We start from the raw sequence: 20,124 nt of genomic DNA, 5'->3' as shown, positions 1-20,124 counted from the left end.
CCCGTTCGCCGTGACTCCTCGCATCGTGCCCCAGCGGGTGGCCCGCGTCCATGCCCGGTCAGCGAATCCGCACGTAGTACCGGGACGCGTCCAGCGACAGCGTCGGCGCACCGTCGACCACCAGGTCGGCACGCGTGGCGGTGTCGTCGGCGGCGAAGTGCGCCCGCTCCCCGGCATGCCAGCGGCGCAGCTCGGGCAGGATCCGCGGCCCGTCCCGTTCGACCGCCCGGGCCAGCCGCAGCGGCGCGGGCGCGGTGACGAAGACGGCGAGGGTCAGCTCCGGCCGGACGACGGCACGTGCCGCGCTGACCCCCTCCACGATCAGCACCGGCCTCACCGGCACCGGCACCGGGCGGGGCAGGAAGCACCGCCGCACCCAGCTGTAGCGCCGGTAGGCCCCCGGCTCCTCCTGGCGCAGTGGGGTCAGCACCTCGCCGTCGAGACGAGGCCAGAAGGTGAGCTGATCGTCCCAGCCGTCGAGCAGGTCGTCGGTGTGCACCACCGGCGGACGCCCGCCGGGCAGCGCCGCCAGGGCGTCCGCGAGGTGCGCGGCGAACCGGCTCTTGCCCGCGCCGCTCGGCCCGTCGACCGCGACCAGCCGGGTCCGCCCCAACCGCGCCGGGCCCGCGAGCACCCGACGCGCCAACTCGGCGTACGCCTCGACGACCACCACCGGCGGCACCGGCGGGGCGGATGGCTCGGTCGGCCCGCCGACCCCCGCGCCCTCGTTCCCGCCCTGAGCCCCGCCCTCGTCCACGCCCTCATCCCCGTCCCGGCCCGTGCCGTCAGGGCCGCGCCGCTGTGGTCCCTGCGGGCAGGCTCCCTGGTGACGAGTCCGTGCACGACCGAAGTATGCCCCGTTCACGAACCGGCGACGGGGGTCACCGCCGGGATCAACTCGGCCTCATTGATGTCGGGGTCGGCCAGCACACCCCGACATCACGGAAGCCGAGTCGATCACGCCGGTTTCGGTGGGGTGACACGTCCGGCTGACGCCCTGGGCCGGTCATTCTCACGACCGGGGGAATTGGGGCGGCGACGGGTGACGGGCGGCCCATTCGGCGCGTGGGTTGGTACCCGAGTCGGCATGATCGGGTGGTGCTCCGAGACGTGATGAGCCCCGGCATCGACGCCCTGCTCGAACAGGCCCGCGCCGGGCTGCACCGATTGACTCCACAGCAGACCGTCGAGGCGGTCCGCGGTGGCGCTCTGCTGGTCGACACCCGTACCGACGCACAGCGCCGCGAACAGGGCGACCTGCCCGGAGCGGTCGTCATCGACCGCACGGTGCTGGAATGGCGGCTCGATCCGGCCAGCGCCTGGCGCATCCCGGAGGCCACCGCGTACGACCGGGAGATCGTGGTGGTGTGCCGCCAGGGTTACAGCTCCAGCCTGGCCGCCGCCAGCCTCCAGACCCTCGGCCTGCGCCGGGCCACCGACATGATCGGCGGCGTCGACGCGTGGCTGGCCGCCGGCCTGCCCACCACGGACCGCCCCGCCGACATCCGGCCCTGAACCGCAGGGCCGCGCCGCGTCGGCCCCGCCCCGCCGCTGGAGACCGCGCTGGAACCGCGTGCCTGCACGCCCGTCTCCCCCCGCCGCTGGAGATCGCGCTAAAACATGGATGCAGTGGCATCCCGGCGTCGTCGATACCACTACTTCATGGATCGAGCACGATCTTGCGGCAGCGCACGGCCGCGCCCGCAGCGCACGACCACACGCACGGCGCACGGCCGCACGGATCCAGTGGCACCCCACGGATCGTGCGTCTTCGCGGTCCCTGGGTGGGGCTCAGCTGGGCGGGGCGCCGGGTGGGATGAAGGGAAGACCGGCGGGTGCGCCGCTCTCGATGAGACGCCAGAGGGCGTCGGTGTCCAGGTGTTCCTCGACGAGGTCGCCGAGCAGGTCGAGCGAGCCCTCGCGGGCTGCGGCGAAGCTGGTGCCCGGCGCTACCCGGAACCCGGTACGCCCCGCCAGCCGGGCGGCCTCGGTGAGGAACCAGCGGCGGAACCCGTCGGACTCGAACGCCCCGTGCCAGTGCGTGCCGTGCACCGCGCCGAGCACCGCGCCCTCACCGCTGCCGTCGGCCCCGGTCAGCAACGGAGTCAGGGCCGGGTCGGTCTGCGAGACGTACCCGTGGTGGATCTCGTAGCCGCGGACCGCCACGTCGCCGGGGCCGGTGCCGACCGACTGCCGGACGGTCTTGCGCGGATCGAAGGTGATCTCGATGGGCAGCAGGCCGAGGCCGGGCACGCTGCCGTGCCGGCTTTCGACCGGATCGTGGATGGCCCGACCGAGCATCTGGAAGCCGCCACAGAGGCCGAGCAGCGGCTTGCCGGCTGCCACGTGTCTGGTCACCGCGTCGGCGAGGCCGGTCTCGCGTAGCCAGGTGAGGTCCGCGACTGTCGACTTCGAGCCGGGCAGGACGATCAGGTCGGCGGCGGCCAGTTCGGCCGGTTCGACGGTCAGGCGTACGCGGACGCCCGGTTCGGTGGCGAGCGCTTCCACGTCGGTGGCGTTGCTGATCCGGGGTAGCCGGACGACTGCCACGTCCAGCCAGTCGGTGCCGTGCGGAGCGGCGGGGCGGCCGAGCACCCGGCCGTAGGCGAGCGAGTCCTCCGCGTCCAGCCAGAGGTCGAGCGACCAGGGCAGCACCCCGTACGTGGGTCGGCCGGTCACCTGACGCAGCATGTCCAGCCCGGGCTGGAGCAGGCCGAGGTCGCCACGGAACTTGTTGATCACGAAGCCGGCGATGAGCGCCTGGTCCGCCGGGTCGAGCAGGGCCACCGTGCCGAACATCGAGGCGAAGACGCCGCCCCGGTCGATGTCGCCCACCACGATGGCGGGCAGGTTGGCGTGCCGCGCGAGGCCCATGTTCACGTAGTCCCCGGCCCGCAGGTTGATCTCCGCCGGGCTGCCGGCGCCCTCACAGATCACCACGTCGTACGCGCCCCGCAGCTCGGCCAGCGCCGCGTACGCGGTCTCGGCGAGCCGGGGCCGCAACTGTCGGAAGGTGCCGGCGGTGATCGTGTCGACCGCCGTACCGAGGAGAACCACCTGGCTGGCCAGGTCACTCCCGGGCTTGAGCAGCACCGGGTTGAAGCGCAGGTCCGGGGCGAGCCCGCAGGCGGCGGCCTGCATGGCCTGAGCGCGCCCGATCTCGCCGCCGCGCCCGTCCGGCCCGACCACGACGGCCGAGTTGTTCGACATGTTCTGCGCCTTGAACGGCGCCACCTTCACGCCCTGCCGGTGCAGCCATCGGCAGATGCCGGCGGTGAGGACGCTCTTGCCAGCGTCCGAGGTGGTGCCGGCCACCAGCAGCCCGCCGCTCACCGCCCGCTCACCCGCCGCGCCGCACCGCGGAACAGCAGGCCGCTCCCGGGCCCGGCGGACAGCAGGCCGCTCCCGGGCCTGGCCCCGACGGCCCGCAGGCTCCGACGAGCGACGACACCGGCCAGACGGCCGACGGTCACCGGGTACGCGGCCGCCAGCCCGAGTGCGGCCAGGCCGACAGCGCCGGAGAGGCGGGCTGCCCGCTTGAGGTGTCGCGCCTCGGGACGGGGGCCGTCGCCCAGGAACGGGCGGACCTCGGAGCGCCCGAAGTACATGTTGCGGCCACCGAGGCGGACGCCGAGCGCGCCGGCCATCGCCGCTTCGCACTGGCCGGCGTTGGGGCTCGGGTGATCGTGGCGGTCCCGTCGCCACACCCGCCAGGCTCGCTCCCGGTCACCGTTCGCGACCGGCGCGACGGCGATGGTGAGGAGCCCGGTCAGCCGGGACGGCACCAGGTTGAGCAGGTCGTCCAGCCGGGCGGCCGGGGTGCCGAACCGCGCGTAACGCTCAGATCGGTGCCCGACCATGGCGTCGAGAGTGTTGGCGGCGCGGTAGCCCAGCAGCCCGGGCAGGCCGGCGACCGCGCCCCAGAGCAGCGGGGCGACCACCGCGTCGGAGGTGTTCTCCGCGACCGACTCGACGGTGGCCCGGGCCAACTCCGACTCGTCCAGCGTCGAGGGGTCCCGGCCGCAGAGGTTGCCGAGGCGCTGTCGGGCGGCGGGCAGGTCACCGTCACGAAGCGTTCGGCCCATGACGGCGGCCTCGTGTCGGAGAGTACGGCCGCCCAGCACGGTCCAGGTGCCGGCGGCGACGAGCATCGCGCGGCTCACCGGCCGGTGCCGGGTGGCCGCCGCGGCGACCGCCCCGAGCACCACGGGCCCGCCGACGGCCAGCGTCGTGAACACCGCGCCGGCCGTCCGGTCCGGCCGGTGCAGGCGACTCTCCAGAGCGCCCGCCACCTGGCCGAACCCGGCGACCGGATGCCACCGGCGAGGGTCGCCGAGCAGCCTGTCCAGCGCGTAACCGGCCACCAGGCCCACCGCGTTCGCCACCGGCGCTGTCCGTCGCACGCGTACCACCCCCCGGCCGGCCAGCCTAGACGAGCACCCCGTGCGCCAGCCGCGGCCGCCGTGCTCCATCGAACCCACCCCCGTCACGCGGGGTGACGACGTCCTTCACGTCGCCACCCCGCCCCCGTCGTGCCGCCAGCGCGCACCCGGCCGGATGCGGACCGTCACGCCGGCTGGGGAACCCGTCCCCGGCCCCGCCGGCCCCGACCGGACGGCGGAACCTCCGGCCGGCCCTCCTCGGACACCGGCCCCAACTCGTCGTCGGGGTCGTCCTCCGGGTCGGAGCCGTCCGCGCTCACCGCGAGGGCCAGTTCGTCGTCGAGGGCCGCGCGCCCGTCGCCGCCGCCCGAGAAGCCGTCGTCGAAGGAGTCACCGTCGGCGAGGGAGACGTCGTCGAGCGCGCCGTGGCCCAGCGGACTGGTGCGCGGCGAGCCGTACTCGGGCAACTCGAAGTCGTCGTCGAGCGGGCGGTCGTCGCGCAGCACCGGCGCCTGCTCGTCGGGCACCGGTTCGGTGGGCTCGCCGTGCACGCGGCTCTCGGCGGCCGCGTCCTCGACGGTGCTGGTGGTCATGGTCGGCCGGTTGCGCAGGAAGCGGGCCCGCCCCCGGGACAGGTCGTGGCCGACGGCGACCGCCTCCAACTCGTAGAGGGTGCGGTGGTTGCCCGCGTCGTCGGTCCAGTCGCGGGTGTAGAGCCGGCCGCAGACCACCACCGGGTCGCCGACCATCACCGAGGCGGCCACGCCCTCGGCGAGCTTGCGCCAGCAGTTGACGCGGACGCGCAGTGAGTTGCCGTCGACCCACCGACCGCTGTCGCGGTCGAGCCGGCGGGCGGTGGAGGCGACCTTGAAGTTGGCCACCAGGGTGTTGCTCTGGGTCGTACGCCGCCACTCGGGCGCCGTCAGAATGTTGCCGACAATCGTGACGTACGTGTCGAACATCGTCCCTCCAGGGGGATCCGGGGTCTGCCAGCGAGTCGACTCGGCACCGAGCCTTGTGCGTTCTCGTCGGCTGCCGCCAGCGCCACCACCCCGACCTGTGGATGACGAGGCCACCTGTGGACAACGCCCTGATCACACCCCTGATGTGGTACGGCCGACCCATCTGTCCGGGTGCCGACGGTTCCGGGACCGCCCGAACTGGGTATGGATTTGATCAACGCACCACCGACAAGCTCCACGTCGACGAGAGGTCAGCGCCATGATGATCACTACTTTCGGCTCTGCAACCGTTTCCGAGGTGCGGCGATGAGCGCCGTGGCGAACCCGGCGACCGTGGGCGAGTGCCTGCGGGTGGGTGCGGGGTTCTCCCAGGGCGACCGCAACTGGATCGCCGAGCAGTTCGCCACCCTCGACGCCCGGCTGGCCGGTTTCCACGCCGACGCCACCGAGCTGGAGGTGTCGGTAAAGGACCGGGAGGCGCGGGGCCAGAAGGTCACCCTGGAGTGCTGGATCGCCGGCCGGCAAAAGATCGTCACCACCTCCTCGGAGGAGGACCTGCACGCCGCCCTCAACGACGTCCGCGACGACCTGCGTCGGCGGCTCAACGATGCCAAGACCCGCCAGGAGCCCCGGCACAACAAGCACCTGCGCGACATCCCCCAGCCACAGGGCGAGGCCAACGAGTCCGAAGACCCGGCTCGCGTCGACGCGGAAACGGCATAACTCACGCCCCACCTCCGCGATCTTGCACTTTCGGATGCCGAATCGCGGCTATTGGCCCCTTCTGTCGGGGCAGAAAGTGCAAGATCGCGGGGAAGCGAGCAGGGGGGCGAGCGGGGGGCGAGCGGGGGCTACCGTCGGGTAGGTGGGCGGCGTAGCGTCGCGGTCGTGGAACCGGACGTGTTGGGGCCGCCGTACGAGCGGCAGACGATCGACCTGGGCACCGACGACGAAGGCCCCGTGGTCGCGACGCTGGTCCGGCGGCGGGCCGAGCGGCCTTCCGGGCGGGCGGTGCTCTACGTGCACGGGTTCGTCGACTACTTCTTCCAGACCCACCTGGCCGACTTCTTCGCCGAGCGCGGTTGGGACTTTTACGCCCTCGACCTGCGCAAATACGGTCGTAGCCTGCTCGCGCACCAGACGCCGAACTTCTGCCGCGACATCAGCGACTACTTCCCCGAGCTGGACGCCGCCGCCGAGATCATTCGCACCGACGACGGGCACGACACCCTGCTGGTGATGGGCCACTCCACCGGCGGCTTGATCATCTCGCTCTGGGCGGACGCCCGCCGCGACACCGGCACCGTCGACGGCCTGGTCCTCAACAGCCCCTTCTTCGACATCAACGCCCCGTGGGCGGTCCGTCGACCCCTCGCGGCCGCCGTCTCCCGGCTGGGCCGCAGGGCGCCGCACCGCATCCTGCCGTTCGGTCTGGGCACGGTGTACGGCGAGAGCCTGCACGCCGACCACCGCGGCGAGTGGACCTACGACCTGGCGTGGAAGCCGCTGGCCGGGTTCCCGGTGCGGGCCGGCTGGCTGAACGCGATCCGCGCCGGCCAACGCCGGCTGCGCGCCGGCCTGGACATCCCGGTCCCGGTGCTGCTGGCCTGCTCGACCCGCTCCTTCCGCGGCACCACATGGCACGACAACGCCACCCTCGCCGACGCCGTGCTGGACGTCGAGCACATGGTCCGGTACGCGCCCCGCCTCGGCCGGCACGTCACCCTGGCCCGCTTCGACGGCGGGTTGCACGACCTCACGCTCTCCGGCCCCGCCGTACGCGCCAAGGTCTTCGACGAGGTCGGCCGGTGGGCCGAGGCGTTCCTGGCCGCCGGGCCGACCGCCCCGGCCGCCGACGATCCCGCCGATGCGCCCACGCTGCCGCAGAGCCGACGCCCGTCGACCGGTCACGCCGAGGCGACGGCGGTCGGCGACTGACAGGCGTTCCCAGCAGAGCGAGCCGGGTTCAGGCGTCGCCGGGCGTGGCCGGGAGGACGGCCCGGATCCGGTCGAAGGTCGCCACCGGGTGACCGTCGACGCCGGGCAGCACCAGGCCCAGGCAGTACAGCGAGACGTCGCCGGTGGCGTCGGCCTGCACGACGAAGACGGGCGCACCGACGTACCCCAATGGCAGTTCCGTGGTGATCCGCACGTCGTCCCCGTCGCGGACCACGCGCTCGATCCCCACCTCCAGAGGACGCGACGCGTCCTCGCGTACCCCATGGGCCAGCACGAAAGCGGAACTGGCGTCGGCGCCGAGGCGGGCGACGGCCTCGGGCCCGGCGGCGATCCCCGCCGGCACCGGCTGCACGCGCCACCGCCAGCCGCCGTCGCCGGCGTACCGGTGCAGGCCAGCGGTCGGCAGCACCGCGACCCCGTCGCTCGGAAAGCGCACCCAACCGGGCACGATCTCGCCCTCCGTGATGACGCCCGGCGCGACGCCGGCCGGCTCGGTGACGCTCACCCGCAAGTCCAGCTCACCGCCCGCAGGACCGACCAGGTCGGCCGCCGTCAGCAGCGCCTCCCCCACCGGGTCGTCGCCGCCCTGGAAGAAGAAGGCGGTGCCGTAGGCGTCGGCCGTCCGGTAGGGCAGGATGGCGCGGCCAACGACCTGGCACAGCTCGTAGGCGACGCCGCTCTCGGCGTCGGGGTCCAGCAACACCAGCCGAGGGTACGGGCCGACGCGTGGCCGTTCGACGGGAACCCGGATGCCGGGCGGGTGCGGTCCGTGAGACCCTGCTCGGCAACGTGGACGCGGGCACCCTTTTCGTCGTCGAGCAGCCGGACGGCGGTACCCTCTGGGCGCGACACCCACGCCGCGCGCCCGTAGCTCAGCGGATAGAGCAGGGGACTTCTAATCCCAAGGCCGCAGGTTCGAATCCTGCCGGGCGCACCTATATCTGCCAGGAGAAACAACCCTAGCCTCTGATCTTCGACCTGTCCCGGACCCACCTTGGCCCCACCGCGTCACCCGTGGCCAGCCGTACGCCGAGCCTGCGTCGCCCGGCGCTGCGGGGTGGCCGGCACCCCGGCGGGCCGGCGATCTTGGCGCACGTTCGGGATGGCAGCCGACCGCGTCGGCGTGCGGGGCGTGGGGGCGGGGCGCTGCATCTGTAGCCCGGCCGGCTGCACGAAGATCGACCGCCGGGCCACCGCATCGCCCTTGGCGTCCAGCTCGTACACGTCGAGCCAGCACCACCCGTCATAGGTGATCCAATCGAGCACTCGGATGACCCGGCACATGATCGGCTTGACGAACTGGACGCTGGCCGCGCGGGTCACGTGCACCAGGTCGCCGGCCTTCGGTAGCTGCGGGCTCATCGGGGATCACCGGCCAGCCGCCAAGCCAGCAGCCGGGCACGCGCTGCGGCGAAGCGCGGGCACCAGCCGTCCGGGTGGCATCGGTGGCAGGGCTTCGCGTGGTGGTCAGCGATCACGAACCAGGCCACCTCGACCAGGAACGGCACCTGCCGGACCTCTATCACGACTCACCACCGGGCCAGTGCCCACGGTTGATCGGGACGCGGTGGCGGGCTCGGCAGGGCAGTTCCCCGCCGCAGCGGCACACCCTGCGCCAGCGCTTCCAACTCCAGACCGGTCGGTGCCGGCGGGCCAGCGTCAGCGCGGTAGCTATCAGGTAGTCGTCATAGCGGATCCGGTTCATCAGAACTCCCGGCGGTCAGGCCACGGTGGACCGTCAGGGCGACGGGATCCGCGCCGCCCTGACGGGGCTGACCTTCGTTTGCCGAACCAAGGGCAGCCACAGAGCAAACTACGTCACTATCTGACGTAGGTAAAGCCACGGCGCGTGATTGTCTTGCATCACTTGCTGACGATGGTTGGTTCATGGTCAGATGGCAGGGCCGAACCAAGGGAACGAAGCCATGCCCTCTGCACCTGCTGAATATCGACGCATTGCCGACGAACTGACCACAAAGATTAAGAGCGGTGAGCTCACGCCGGGGACAAAGCTGCCCAGCACGAGCGAGCTTGCCGACCAGTTCGGAGTCAGCGTGGCCACCGCGTACCGTGCCGTCTCACTCCTGCACGACCGGGATCTGGTCGTGGGGCAGCCGGGGCGCGGGGTCTATGTCGCAGGGGAGAAGTAGGCTCGCATCCATGCGCCCTGCTGTCGCCATCGAGGAACTCAAGAGGCTGAAAGAGGAAGCTGCCCAGGCCACCTTCTTCGCCCGTCGCGACGGATTCGAGTCATGGAAGGCTCAGACCAGGGCGGTCTTCGTCCGCTCTCTAGGGGCCGACAACCATCTGATCGAGCGCTTCGACAAGATCCGGTATGGATTGAGCGTCTACAGCTCAAGCACTCCCCGATCCTCCTTCGACCAAGCTCGGCAAGGAGGCGTCCGAAGGGGTTGTGAGCTGATTGACGCGGCCATCTGGGAGCTCGGCCTCGTGGGCGGCGACGAGCCGGTGGACGAGCATGCGTACGACCCTGACTTGTGGGCGCACGTGAAGACCCAGGTCGAAGATGGCGAGTGGGAGAAGGTTGCTAGCCAGACGGCCATCTTCGTGGAGAACCGGATCCGCGGCTGGACGGGGAGCCCCACCGACGTCAAGGGCAACAACCTGGTCGGCAAGCAGCTCTACTCGGAGGTGTTCGGGGACGCCAGCGACTACCGGCTCGGCCGGCAGGCCAGCGAGCGAGAAGGGTGGCGGGCGCTCGGCGTGGGCTTCGCCCAGGCGCTGAGCAACGTCGACCGACACCGGATTCAGACGCGGGACGATGCCAAGCGCTATGCCCTCGGGGTGCTCGGTCTGGGAAGCCTGCTGCTGACGCAGCTCCGGTACGAGCACGGAGACATCCTCAAGAGCGAGTAGCCGGGCCACGGTCAGGGCCAATCGCCACCAGGCAGACGACCCCGATACCTCCGGTTTGCGGTCAGCCAGTGTGGACACCACTGCTGTCGGGTTTTAGTCTCGACCTCTCGGTGGGTAGATCTACATGCGACGGAGCGTCACAATGATCGCTCCGGACTGTAGGGGGAGCCATGTCTGTCGCTGTCGATGACCCAACTCCACTGCGTGGGGACCTGGATCAGAAGCAGTGCATGGAGACCCTTCAGGAGGCATACCTACACGCCGTGGCTGCGGCGGCCCGTTGCTCCCTCTCGAAACCCAATAGGGATCGAGGGATTGACTGGAAGATCAGCCATCAATCGACCGAGCATCTTCACGACTTCGAGGTGGATCTCCGGGTCCAACTGAAGAGTACATACCAGGTCGCGCCGGCAAGCGATCTGGATTCGATTCCGATCTCGTTGCCAAACAGTCAGCTAGCTCGTTTGGCGCACTCGCCCGTCATCACTTCAACGATCTTGATCGCCATGCTGGTGCCTCGCGACATCGGGCAGTGGATCGAGGTAGGTTCCAACCACATGATGCTTCGCCATTGTTGCTATTGGCGGAACCTCGAAGGACACCCGATTACCGGCAGGGACGAGACGGTAGTTAGGGTTTCCACGTCTCAGGTCTTTGACGAGTTCGCTCTCTGCGACATCATGCGACGCATCGGAGCCGGTGGTCGAGCATGACCATCCCGATGGACGCCGTAGCGCTGGACGGCTCGTGGATCAGCCCGAGTCAGACTGTGGCCTATCTACAGCGCCAGGGTTGGACGATCCGCGGCGGGCGCGAAGGGTTGTACCTGCGACTAGCCCCACCGACTGTCGGTCAGAGTGTTGTGGTTCCATTGGACGTGGGGCATGCCGACTTTCGGAATCTGCTGACCGATGCAGTTGCGACCGTCGGGGACATCTCCGGTCTAGATTATGAGCGGATGCTCACCAGGCTTGACGTTGGCATAGGCGACCTGGTCCGATTCCGCAAAGAGATGCCTACGCCACACGGAACGATTCCTTGGTCGTCCGGTCAATCGCTGATCGCCTCGTCTACTCGCCTGCTTGAAGCGGCTGCCAAGGCTCAACGGGAGAAGACCCAGTATTTCGGGAACAAACATTGGACGTCCGCCACGGCGTACATGAACAGTGTCCGCATGGGGCAGACGGAGATAGGCAGCTATGTCGTCACGGCGCTAACCCCCGTAGGCGATATTGCCGGGGTAGACGTACCTTTGCCAGGCTTCGGCGAAGCACTAACAGGCCGCGAGGTTACGCGTACTTTGGTGTCGAGTCTGGAAGCCACCCGGGAAGCAACGGACCAATTCAACAGAACATCATCCAGTGCCGCATTTGATGAAGCAGTCCAGTACGGGGTCTCATATGAGCTGACGCAGGCGCTAGCTCGGCTTGTCGCCAACTCAGACGGGGCCGAGGTCGGCGTGGAGTGGCGGGACTGGCGGGAAGATGCACCCGGTCCGACGTACGTCCAGTTCGAGCCATCGGACGTCATTGCTCTTGAGAGCGCCAGTACCAGGTTCGCCCGGACCGAGCCTTCAGTCGGCGTCACAGCACTCGGGACGGTGACCCTGCTCGACCGGCCCAGACCGGGCACTGCGGGCGTGATCCGCTTGAACGTCATCGAGGGCTCGCAGGCCAAGAAGCTTCGGGTCCGGCTACCTGAAGAGTTGTATGACCAAGCAATCCAGGCTTTCCGGGAGGGGCTTGCGATGCGCCTGTCTGGCCGGCAGGAGAAGGAGGGGCGGCTGTACTGGCTGTACGACCCGCGAGAGATCGACCTCGTTGAGGTCCCCTCGGCGGTGGAGCCTGACCCTGTCGAGCAGGACAGCGACGACGACCTCGATCAGCCCTTGTTCTAGGCAGACGCTAGCGGTTCAGATCCAACTCCTCCGCCAGCGGATATCAGCCGCCGCTCGACCCGTAAACCGGCGGTTCGGGTTCACCGATCGCCCTTGCGGCTTCGCGTTCGACCCTGGCCTGCCGCTCGTAGGGCGTGGGGCGGCAGGGATCGTGCTCGCTGCTGTAGAGCGGGTCACCCCGCCGCGCGGCGGCTGTCGCCAACTGCTGGTCACGCTGCGGCCCGGTCAGCGCCTCGTATCGCTCGGGGTCGCTGGCCCTGATGGCTTCCAGTTCGGCGGGTGTCACAGCTCCTCCGTCCACGGACGCGGGACGAGGTACAGCTCGGTGCCGCCGATCTTGATCTCATGATGCTCAGGTCAGTGACGGGACGGCCGGTCACCCGGCCTAAGGCGCTCGGGTGACGACCAGCGGCCGCCAATCGACCATGATGGAGGGATGACCACGGTAAACGGTCGATCCGAGCGCGTCGAGCCCGCGATCATCCATGCCGGCACCCGGGCGGTACGACTCTGGGTCACGATCCTCCTCGCGATCGTCAGCGGCCTACTCCTGGCGGTGTACGCATTCAACCTGCTCTACTGGGCTCCTGCGCTCACCGGCCCAGGTCCCAACCCGTGCGATCCCGCCGTCGACGGATTGGGAGCCTGCTGGCGTCCAGAGCAGCGGACCTTCTGGATCGTGACCGCTGCGGTGAGTCTGTCGGCGGCCATTTGCCTCATGATGTCGCTGATCAGGCTCGGCCTGACCCGCCGCTGGTGGCCCTGGCCGGTGGCGACAGCGCTACTCCTCCTCGCCGGTGGGCTGGCGCTGAACCAGATCTCCTGACGCCGACGGACGGGTAGGTCGCTGGTCCAGCCGGGATCCGGTCGGTCGACGCCTTCGATGATGCGGAAGTCGCGCTCGACGCCGTCGGAGAGGGCGACCAGCGCCTCCTGGTAGGCCTCGCTCTCGTGTGCCGCGACGGCCTGTTCGAAGCTGTCGAACTCGATCACCGGGCGCAGCGAGAACGTCTACGCCGGTGCCATATGCTGCGCGCGTCCACACGGGGGCCACGGGGAGAATCACATGCGACGGTACGGCGGGGCAGCGCTCACGGCTGCGTTCCTCACGGTGACGCTGGCGGGCTGCGGCACGCCGGCCGGCACGGATGGTGACCTGTCCGACGACTGGCGACCGATGGCGGCGGCGCAGCAGTTCACCCCGAAGGCCGGCGAGTGCCACGTCATCCCCGAGGCGAGCTCGTACCTGAGCAGCTACTCCCCCGTCGACTGCGGGAAGACCCACCTGGTCGAGACGTTCCACGTCGGCACCTTCACCGGCGCCCTGGCCGCGCGCGGCACCCCACCCACCGTGGAGTCGGCGGCCATGCGTGGCGTCTTCGCCGACTGCGACACCCGGGCCAAGGAGTTCGTCGGCGGGGACTGGCGCAGCGCGCGGCTCTCCGTCCAGGTCGCGCCGACCTCACCGGACGGGTGGGCGGGTGGCAGCCGCTCCTACCGGTGCGACATCTTCGAGCTGGACGAGGTGGACGGCGCCAACGGCGACTCCGACCGGGCCATCCACCGGTCCGGGACGCTGCGCAACGCGGTCGGCAGCCGCTCTCCGCTGACGTACGGCTGCATGAACGAGGACGAGTGGGGCCGGCTGCGGCCGGCCGCCTGCACGGCCGGGCACCAGTACGAGTTCGTCGGCATCTGGACCGCCCCGGACCGCTCCTACGCCGACGCCGTCCGCGACGAGGACGCGGTGCACCCCGCCTGCCGTACGCTGGTCGCCCGCTACGCCAAGGTGCCCGTCGACGCCAACCTGCGCTACCGCACCGGCACGGCGTACCGCTTCCCCTCACAGGAGCTGTGGGCGCGCGGCGACCGGGGTGTGCGCTGCTACTTCTGGTCCGGCGGCACCAACGTCAAGCGCTCGATCGCCGGCGGTGGTACGAAGGCGCTGCCGATCGGCTGAGGCCGGCACACGCTCAGCTCGGCCCCAGCAGCCCTGCCAACGCGGCGTCACCCTGCCCGAGTTGCGTCCCACCGGGTGCGGCCACGACCAGGAAGCGCCGGCAGGCGTCGAGCTCGACGTACCACTCGGGCCCACCGCCGTCCAGGGACCGGAGCACCGCGAACCGGGACGCCGGGGTGGCACAGTCGGCCGCCGGTCGAGTCGTGGCCAGCGCCCGGAGCGCCTTCGCCTGCCGCTCGGGTGGCAGCGGCCCGCCGTACCCGAAGTCACCGGCCGGCTTGCCGCCGCCCCGCTCGGACGGCGGGACCTCGTAGACGCAGAGGCGCAGCGGCCCGGCCTTCGGGCTCGCGCCGGGCACGACACGTCCGGGACGTCCGAGGTGGGTCTCCACCCACACCATGTCGGACCACCGCTGCTCGCAACCGGCGGTCTCGGCCGCCGACGATTCGACCTGCCCGACCGTACGGATGTCGACAGTGGTCAGGCGCAGCCCGTCCAACGCGGCGCGCACCTGGGGGCGCGGCTTGCCGCAGGAGTCCGTCGGCAGGTACGGCCGCAGCCAGCGGCCCCGGTCGTCGAGCAGCGCCAGCCACGGCGGGATGAGCAGGTCCAGGGTGCAGGCGATCTCCCCTCGGCCCCGGCCCTGATCGGGCAGGCGCAACGCGGCCACCAGCGCTCCGATCTCGTCGGCGCGACGCTCGGTAGCCACCTGCTCCCGGCCGCCACCGGCACGTGGCCGGACCTCGCGACCGCAGAGCACGGCGGCGACCGGAACGAACGCGGGGTCGACCCGCCCGATCTTCGACTCGATCCCGGCCGGCGTCGGTGCCGCCGGCCCGTCCGACCCCGGCGGTACGGGCAGCATGACGCCGGCCTGCGGCGCGACCTCGGCGCAGGAGGTCCACTTCTCGACGATCTCGGCCGGGCCGGGATCGTTGGGCGTGTTGACCGGGCCTGCGCAGCCGCTCAGTACCAGGCCGCACAGCCCCATGCCGAGCAGCGCCGCCGCCAGTGTCGTTCCGCCCGAGCGCATCCGGCTCACCACCTCTCCGCCGCCAGATGAGACGGGCGGGGACGCTGCGAGGTTCCGGCCGACCGAACCAACAGCCGCGGCGGACGGCTCGCGCTGGGTGGTGGTGCGCCCCGCGAGCGCTCGGGAGACGCTGTACGGCTCGGTGGCGGTCTTCGTCGACCTGTCCGGCAATCGGTGGGACCTGATTCAGCCGCGCAGCGCAGAGTGACGACAAGGCGACACCCCGCGCACAGTGCGCGAACCATCACCGTGCGCCATGCTATTCTCCGACGTCGATCTCCGCCGCGCGGACCCGGACCGGGTCGTTGTCGGAAGGACACCTCCCGATGCCGGCGACTGCCGCCCCGACCGTGCCACCGCCCGCCCTGGACAGCCCGGCCGGCGGGGCGTTAAGCCTCATCTTCACCACGCTGCCGGCGCTGCTGCGGCTGACGTGTGGGCTGGTCGGCGCCGCGGTGGCGCTGTCGGTGCGTACCCCGCCGGTCGATGAGGCCCTGCTGCTGCCCGGCGTGGCCGCGCTCACCGGATGGTCGCTCTGGTACGCCGGCCGCGCGCTGCGCCACGGGATCACCCCGGCACTGGTCGTCGGTGACGTCGGGATCACCGCGCTGGCCTGCCTGCTCATCCCTCGCCTGGTGGCGCCCGAGGTGCTGCCCGGCGAGGGCAGTTGGATCGCGGTGCTCGCCAGCACCACGGTGATCAACGCGCAGGCCAGCGCACCGGCCCGCTGGTCGGTCCCGGCCGGGCTGCTGGTCACCGCGACGTACGTGGTCGGCGCGCAGGCGGCCGGCGACCCCGCCGAGTCCCGGGCGCACGCCGCCACCCTGCTGGTGCAGACGGCCTGCACGGCGATGATGACGGCGGTGATGCGCCGCCGGATCGGGCGGGCCGACCGGGCGTTCGCCGAGCACCAGCGGTTGACTCGGGAGGCGCTGGTCGCCAGGGCCGCCCGGGAGGCGGAGCGCCAGCAGAATCGGGACCTGCACGACACCGTGCTCGGCACGCTGACCATGGTGGGACTCGGCGCGGTGGCCGGCCCGTCGGCCGCGTTCCGCGAGCGGTGCGCCGCCGACCTGCGTACTCTCGTCGCGTTGACCGACCTGGGTCCGGCGCCCGGCGACGGCCCGGTCCCCCTTGACGCTCGGTTGCGGACGGTGCCCGACCGGCTGCCCGAACTCCCGGTGGGCCTGGAGCTGGCCTCCTGCGCGGTGCCCGCCGGGGTGGCCGACGCGATCACCGAGAGCGCCTACGCAGCACTGTCCAATGTGGTCCGGCACGCGCCGGGCGCGCAGGCCACCCTGCGGCTGACCCGCGACGCGGTCGCCGTCGTGGTCGAGGTGGTCGACGACGGCCCCGGGTTCGACCCGGGCACCGTCCCGGCGCACCGGTACGGCCTGCGTGAGTCGATCCACGGTCGGATGGCGGCGGTCGGCGGGCGGGCCGAGGTGCGCTCCGCGCCCGGTGCGGGCACCCGGATCCGACTGGAGTGGCCCGGTGTCGGCTGACCTCGGCACGTCGGCGGAGCGCATCCGCACCCGCACGGCACACGTTCCGGGGCCGTCGCCCGGCCCGGCCGACGGGCCCACGCCGGCCGAGCCCGCGGTGCTCGCCGCGCCGGCCGCGGTGGCGCACGCCTCCGATCGGGGCGCCCGGATCGTCGCCGTCGCCATCGCGCTGGCCTGGCATGTCGCGATCGGACTGCCGGCGTTGCTGGCGGTGCGGACGCAGTTCACCGCGCCGACGGTGGTGCTCGGCGGTTGGAGCGTGGTCGCCGTGACCGGCGCGGTGGCGGGCGTCCGGCTGCTGCGGGGCACGCCGCTGCCGCCCTGGCCGCTCGCCGGGCTGCTGCTCGCCGTCGACGCGGCCGTCTTCGCGGCGGTCGGCGAACGGCAGCTGTTCGCCGCCGCGAACTGGGTGTGGGGCACGCTCGGCTGGTTCTTCGTGCTGGCGCTGTGGGGTCGGCGGGTCAGCGGTCTGGTCGCGCTGCTGATTACGCACGCGCTGATCGCGCTCGCCGCCGTCCTCGCGCACGGCCCCGGCGCGGCCGACCTGGCCCGCTACACCATGTACGTCTACGGCACCTTCTCGCTGCCGGTGGCGGTCTTCGTCGGCAGCGCGGTGATCGTCGGCCTGGCCCGGGACCGGGCCGCCGCGGCTGCCGCGGAGCACACGCTCGCCGCCGAGCGGGCGGCCGCCGAGCGGAGCCGGCAGGAACGCCGGGACCGGCTCGCCCTGGTCGGCGCGGCGGCCGGACGGGTGCTCGGCGAGCTGGCCGCCGGCGAGGTCGCCCCGGACGACCCGCAGGCGCAGCGCCGCTGCGTGCTGGCCGCGGCCCGGCTGCGCCGCCTGATCGCCGAGTCCGACGACGTGCCCGACCCGTTGCTGCACGAGCTGCGGGCCGCCGCCGACCTGGCCGAACGCAACGGGCTGCCGATCGACCTGATCGCCATCGGCACCCCGCCGCCGCTGCCGGTCCAGATCCGCCGCCGGCTGGCCGACCCGCTCACCGGCCTGCTCGCCGAGGCCCGGGGGTGGGCGCGACTGACCGTGATGTCCGGCCCCGACGAGGTCGTGGTCAGCCTGGTCACGCCGGACCGGGAGGGGCCGGACACGACCGGCCCTCCACCCGGGAAGCACGACGACGGGCCGGTGCAGCACCTCTACGAACGGGACGGGGACATCAGATGGGCGCAGACCCGGTGGTTGGGGTGACCGATGACCGGCTGGTCGGGGTGGCGATCGTCGACGACCACCCGGTGGTCGTCGAGGGGGTGCGCGCCTGGCTCGCCAGCGAGCCGCGACTGACCGTGCTGGCCACCGGAGACGACCCGGACGAGGTGCTGCGCGCGGCGCCGGACGCCGACGTCGTCCTGCTCGACCTGCGGCTGCACGGCCGGATGGCGCTGGACAAGCTGGCCGAGTTGAGTGCCACCGGGCGACGGGTGGTGGTCTACTCGGAGCACACCGATCCGGAGACGATGCTCGCCGCACTGGACGCCGGAGCGGTGGCCTTCCTGGCCAAACACGAGGGCCGGGAGCACTGCGTGGCGACCGTGCTGGCAGCGGCGAGCGACCGCCCGTACGTGCCGCCGGCGCTGGCCGGCGCGATGGTCGGCGACCCGAGACCGGACCGGCCGATGCTGTCCGACAAGGAGCGTGAGGCGCTGCTGCTGTGGTTCCAGTCGATGTCCAAGGCGTCGGTGGCCCGTCGCATGCGGATCAGCGAGCACACGGTGAAGCAGTACGTTGACCGTGCGCGGATCAAGTACACCCGGGCGGGGCGGCCGGCAGCCACAAAGGCGGCGCTGCTCGCCCGTGCGATCGAGGACGGGCTCGTCCGCCCGGAGGAGATCGGCATCTACCGGTCACAGGCGACGCACGACCGGCCGACCCCCTAACGGGCGTCATGACAGTGGCCGGCGCATCGGCGAGGCTCAACCCACAGCCAGCTGACCGGGAGGTCGTGACGATGCACGCTGACGCGTCCCCCTTCTTCATCGGCCCACACCGGTTCGACGCGCCGGACGACGACGTGGGCCCGACCCTCGACCGGCGTTACGACATGCGCCCGCTGCCCGGCGAGAAGGTGCTCGGCAGACACCGGCTGCTCGTCGCCGGCTACCTGCTCGGGCCGACCGAGACACGACGCGGCTGGCAGCTTCCCGGGCCGGTCTCGGTGACCGTCACCGACCAGCGCATCTGCTGGGTGGGCACCGGGTCGCAGCTGTCCCTGGTCGCCGACGACCCGCCGCGGTCCCGGCCGGCGGGGCGGCTGACCGGTCTGATGACCGGCCAGATCCGCTGGCAGTGGCCGTCCCGGCTGGAGCTTTCCCCCGCCGACCCGGCGCAGCTGATGATCGTCTGTGACGCGTTGCGCACCATCCAGCAGCCGGCGCTGGCCCTCGGCGGGTCACCGGGTGAGGTCATCTCGCTGGCCCGGCAGGTGCGCCGGGCGGTGGCGATGTTCCGGCTCACCCGCCCGCAACTCGTGGACCTCTCCGCGCAGGAGCGCGACGTTCTGCTGCTGCGGGCCGGCCCCGCGCTGCCCGTCGGGGAAACCCGGATCACCCTGCCCGGCTCGCTGCCGGTGGAGTTCCGCTCCCGCGACGACTACTACCGCTCGGGACCGGAGCCGACCTCCTGCGACGGTTTCGCAGGCGGCGCAGCGTCCGGACGTTGGTGAAACCGGCCCCGCGCGACCGGCCTTGATCATTCTCAGACGCTCGGGGCGCGCTCCTCGCCGGCGGCGTCCAGCACGGCGGCCTCCTCCGGCGTCGGCGCGGTGCCACCGAGGTGCGCCGGGAGCCACCAGGTGTCCTCCGGGCCGGCCGGCGCGTCCGGGTAGTCGCGCTGGGCCCGCTCGACGAGCGCGCTCAGCCGGGTGGTCAGCTCGGCGGCCAGCACGTTCGGGTCCGGGAAGTCCGCCGGCTGGATCGGCTCGCCGATGAGGATGGTGATGGGGGTGTGCCGGCGGGTGAGGGTGCGGGGGCGGCCCTTCGTCCAGAGCCGCTGGGTGCCCCAGAGCGCGACCGGCAGCACCGGCACCTTCGCCGAACGAGCCATCCGCACGGTGCCGCTCTTGAGTTCCTTGACCGTGAACGACCGGCTGATCGTGGCTTCCGGGAAGACGCCCACCACCTCGCCGCGCTTGAGCGCGGCGACGGCCGCGCGGAACGAGGCGGCGCCGGCCTCCCGGTCCACCGGGATGTGGCGCATGCCGCGCATCAGCGGGCCGGAGATCCGGTGCGTGAAGACCGACTGCTTGGCCATGAACCGCACCAGCCGACCCGACGCGTTCGCACCCAACCCGGCGAAGATGAAGTCGAGGTAGCTGACGTGGTTGCTGGCCAACACCGCCCCGCCGGTGCGGGGTACGTGGTGGGCGCCCTCGATGGTGATCTTCAGGTCGAGGACCCGGAACATCGTCTTGGCGGCGGCGATAACGGGCGGGTACACGAGCTCCGGCATCCGCAAAATCTACCCTGCCCGGCTCGGGATCGCCCCCGGGTGACCCGGCGGCGACGCGGTGACGCGCCGCCGCCGGTGCGCCGACC

The 20,124-nt window shown here is 71.7% G+C and carries 23 protein-coding genes, 1 tRNA gene and 1 pseudogene; 14 read left to right on the top strand and 11 right to left on the bottom strand.

Translation table 11 applies throughout. The features are described from left to right. Positions 1 to 58 precede the first annotated feature (58 nt). Complete coding sequence (locus OG505_RS33275; protein ID WP_405434869.1) at positions 59 to 682, bottom strand: uridine kinase; 624 nt, start codon at positions 680 to 682, stop codon at positions 59 to 61. Positions 683 to 1,113: 431 nt separating this feature from the next. Between OG505_RS33275 and OG505_RS33270 the strand changes: the two genes are divergently transcribed. Continuing rightward, on the top strand, positions 1,114 to 1,515 hold the full coding sequence (locus OG505_RS33270) for a rhodanese-like domain-containing protein (RefSeq protein WP_354858820.1): 402 nt from the start codon (positions 1,114 to 1,116) through the stop codon (positions 1,513 to 1,515). A 276-nt stretch (positions 1,516 to 1,791) separates the two neighbouring features. On the opposite strand, the gene OG505_RS33265 is transcribed toward OG505_RS33270, so the two are convergent. From OG505_RS33265 to OG505_RS33255, 3 genes are all read right to left on the bottom strand, one after another. Beyond that, on the bottom strand, positions 1,792 to 3,333 hold the full coding sequence (locus OG505_RS33265; RefSeq protein ID WP_405430016.1) for a cobyric acid synthase: 1,542 nt from the start codon (positions 3,331 to 3,333) through the stop codon (positions 1,792 to 1,794). Next, positions 3,330 to 4,403, bottom strand: coding sequence for a cobalamin biosynthesis protein (locus OG505_RS33260; RefSeq protein ID WP_405430014.1), 1,074 nt, complete (start codon positions 4,401 to 4,403; stop codon positions 3,330 to 3,332). Before OG505_RS33260 ends, OG505_RS33265 begins: the two co-directional genes overlap by 4 nt. Before the next feature lie 164 nt (positions 4,404 to 4,567). Next, on the bottom strand, positions 4,568 to 5,344 hold the full coding sequence (locus OG505_RS33255) for a single-stranded DNA-binding protein (protein ID WP_405430012.1): 777 nt from the start codon (positions 5,342 to 5,344) through the stop codon (positions 4,568 to 4,570). 306 nt (positions 5,345 to 5,650) lie between these two features. Between OG505_RS33255 and OG505_RS33250 the strand changes: the two genes are divergently transcribed. Together OG505_RS33250 and OG505_RS33245 are read left to right on the top strand one after the other, a co-directional pair. Further along, a complete protein-coding gene (locus tag OG505_RS33250; RefSeq protein WP_405430011.1) occupies positions 5,651 to 6,067 on the top strand; it encodes an HPF/RaiA family ribosome-associated protein in 417 nt (138 codons plus the stop codon). A gap of 165 nt (positions 6,068 to 6,232) precedes the next feature. Continuing rightward, positions 6,233 to 7,282 (top strand): alpha/beta hydrolase, encoded by a 1,050-nt coding sequence (locus OG505_RS33245; protein WP_405430009.1) that lies wholly within the window; start codon positions 6,233 to 6,235, stop codon positions 7,280 to 7,282. 28 nt (positions 7,283 to 7,310) lie between these two features. Here the strand turns inward: OG505_RS33245 and OG505_RS33240 are convergent, their stop codons facing one another. Next, positions 7,311 to 8,006 (bottom strand): hypothetical protein, encoded by a 696-nt coding sequence (locus tag OG505_RS33240; RefSeq protein WP_405430007.1) that lies wholly within the window; start codon positions 8,004 to 8,006, stop codon positions 7,311 to 7,313. 158 nt (positions 8,007 to 8,164) lie between these two features. On the opposite strand from OG505_RS33240, the gene OG505_RS33235 reads away from it, so the two are divergent. Further along, positions 8,165 to 8,237, top strand: a tRNA-Arg gene (locus tag OG505_RS33235). A gap of 74 nt (positions 8,238 to 8,311) precedes the next feature. On the opposite strand, the gene OG505_RS33230 is transcribed toward OG505_RS33235, so the two are convergent. Next, positions 8,312 to 8,665: a hypothetical protein gene (locus tag OG505_RS33230; protein WP_405430005.1), complete on the bottom strand. Its 354-nt coding sequence runs from the start codon at positions 8,663 to 8,665 to the stop codon at positions 8,312 to 8,314. Next, entirely contained in the window at positions 8,662 to 8,829 is a 168-nt protein-coding gene (locus OG505_RS33225; protein ID WP_405430004.1) for a hypothetical protein, read from the bottom strand. Before OG505_RS33225 ends, OG505_RS33230 begins: the two co-directional genes overlap by 4 nt. A gap of 399 nt (positions 8,830 to 9,228) precedes the next feature. Between OG505_RS33225 and OG505_RS33220 the strand changes: the two genes are divergently transcribed. The 4 genes from OG505_RS33220 (at position 9,229) to OG505_RS33205 (ending at position 12,077) form a co-directional block, all read left to right on the top strand. Then, positions 9,229 to 9,453, top strand: a complete 225-nt coding sequence (locus OG505_RS33220) for a GntR family transcriptional regulator (RefSeq protein WP_405430002.1) — start codon at positions 9,229 to 9,231, stop codon at positions 9,451 to 9,453. Positions 9,454 to 9,463: 10 nt separating this feature from the next. After that, complete coding sequence (locus OG505_RS33215; protein WP_405430001.1) at positions 9,464 to 10,180, top strand: TIGR02391 family protein; 717 nt, start codon at positions 9,464 to 9,466, stop codon at positions 10,178 to 10,180. Between the two features lie 230 nt (positions 10,181 to 10,410). Then, complete coding sequence (locus OG505_RS33210; protein WP_405430000.1) at positions 10,411 to 10,893, top strand: DUF4365 domain-containing protein; 483 nt, start codon at positions 10,411 to 10,413, stop codon at positions 10,891 to 10,893. Further along, the gene (locus tag OG505_RS33205; RefSeq protein WP_405429999.1) at positions 10,890 to 12,077 is read left to right on the top strand and encodes a hypothetical protein; all 1,188 of its coding nucleotides are present in this window, start codon (positions 10,890 to 10,892) and stop codon (positions 12,075 to 12,077) included. The genes OG505_RS33210 and OG505_RS33205 overlap by 4 nt, the downstream gene beginning before the upstream one ends. A 43-nt stretch (positions 12,078 to 12,120) precedes the next feature. Here the strand turns inward: OG505_RS33205 and OG505_RS33200 are convergent, their stop codons facing one another. Beyond that, a complete protein-coding gene (locus tag OG505_RS33200) occupies positions 12,121 to 12,363 on the bottom strand; it encodes a hypothetical protein (protein WP_405429997.1) in 243 nt (80 codons plus the stop codon). Positions 12,364 to 12,513: 150 nt separating this feature from the next. On the opposite strand from OG505_RS33200, the gene OG505_RS33195 reads away from it, so the two are divergent. Then, entirely contained in the window at positions 12,514 to 12,903 is a 390-nt protein-coding gene (locus tag OG505_RS33195; protein WP_405434892.1) for a hypothetical protein, read from the top strand. Positions 12,904 to 12,947: 44 nt separating this feature from the next. Here OG505_RS33195 and OG505_RS33190 read toward each other — a convergent pair. Next, positions 12,948 to 13,070, bottom strand: a pseudogene (locus tag OG505_RS33190) (DUF1330 domain-containing protein); the annotation flags it as partial. A gap of 73 nt (positions 13,071 to 13,143) precedes the next feature. Between OG505_RS33190 and OG505_RS33185 the strand changes: the two are divergent. After that, positions 13,144 to 14,037 (top strand): septum formation family protein, encoded by an 894-nt coding sequence (locus OG505_RS33185; RefSeq protein WP_405429995.1) that lies wholly within the window; start codon positions 13,144 to 13,146, stop codon positions 14,035 to 14,037. A 13-nt stretch (positions 14,038 to 14,050) separates the two neighbouring features. Here the strand turns inward: OG505_RS33185 and OG505_RS33180 are convergent, their stop codons facing one another. Then, positions 14,051 to 15,079 carry a hypothetical protein gene (locus OG505_RS33180; RefSeq protein ID WP_405429994.1) on the bottom strand — a complete coding sequence of 343 codons (1,029 nt, stop codon included), beginning with the start codon at positions 15,077 to 15,079 and terminating at the stop codon, positions 14,051 to 14,053. A gap of 317 nt (positions 15,080 to 15,396) precedes the next feature. On the opposite strand from OG505_RS33180, the gene OG505_RS33175 reads away from it, so the two are divergent. The 4 genes from OG505_RS33175 (at position 15,397) to OG505_RS33160 (ending at position 19,253) form a co-directional block, all read left to right on the top strand. Further along, complete coding sequence (locus OG505_RS33175) at positions 15,397 to 16,575, top strand: sensor histidine kinase (RefSeq protein ID WP_405429992.1); 1,179 nt, start codon at positions 15,397 to 15,399, stop codon at positions 16,573 to 16,575. Further along, a complete protein-coding gene (locus OG505_RS33170; protein ID WP_405429990.1) occupies positions 16,565 to 17,782 on the top strand; it encodes a hypothetical protein in 1,218 nt (405 codons plus the stop codon). Before OG505_RS33175 ends, OG505_RS33170 begins: the two co-directional genes overlap by 11 nt. Further along, entirely contained in the window at positions 17,755 to 18,468 is a 714-nt protein-coding gene (locus OG505_RS33165) for a response regulator (protein WP_405429988.1), read from the top strand. Before OG505_RS33170 ends, OG505_RS33165 begins: the two co-directional genes overlap by 28 nt. A 71-nt stretch (positions 18,469 to 18,539) precedes the next feature. Beyond that, on the top strand, positions 18,540 to 19,253 hold the full coding sequence (locus tag OG505_RS33160) for a hypothetical protein (RefSeq protein ID WP_405429986.1): 714 nt from the start codon (positions 18,540 to 18,542) through the stop codon (positions 19,251 to 19,253). Positions 19,254 to 19,285: 32 nt separating this feature from the next. Here the strand turns inward: OG505_RS33160 and OG505_RS33155 are convergent, their stop codons facing one another. Beyond that, on the bottom strand, positions 19,286 to 20,038 hold the full coding sequence (locus OG505_RS33155) for a lysophospholipid acyltransferase family protein (protein ID WP_405429985.1): 753 nt from the start codon (positions 20,036 to 20,038) through the stop codon (positions 19,286 to 19,288). Positions 20,039 to 20,124 lie beyond the last annotated feature (86 nt).

The organism is Micromonospora sp. NBC_00617 (assembly GCF_045161355.1).
In the GTDB taxonomy this organism is placed as follows: domain Bacteria; phylum Actinomycetota; class Actinomycetes; order Mycobacteriales; family Micromonosporaceae; genus Micromonospora.
Note: the sequence above shows the minus strand (reverse complement) of the source record. Positions and strands in the feature narration are given on the sequence as shown.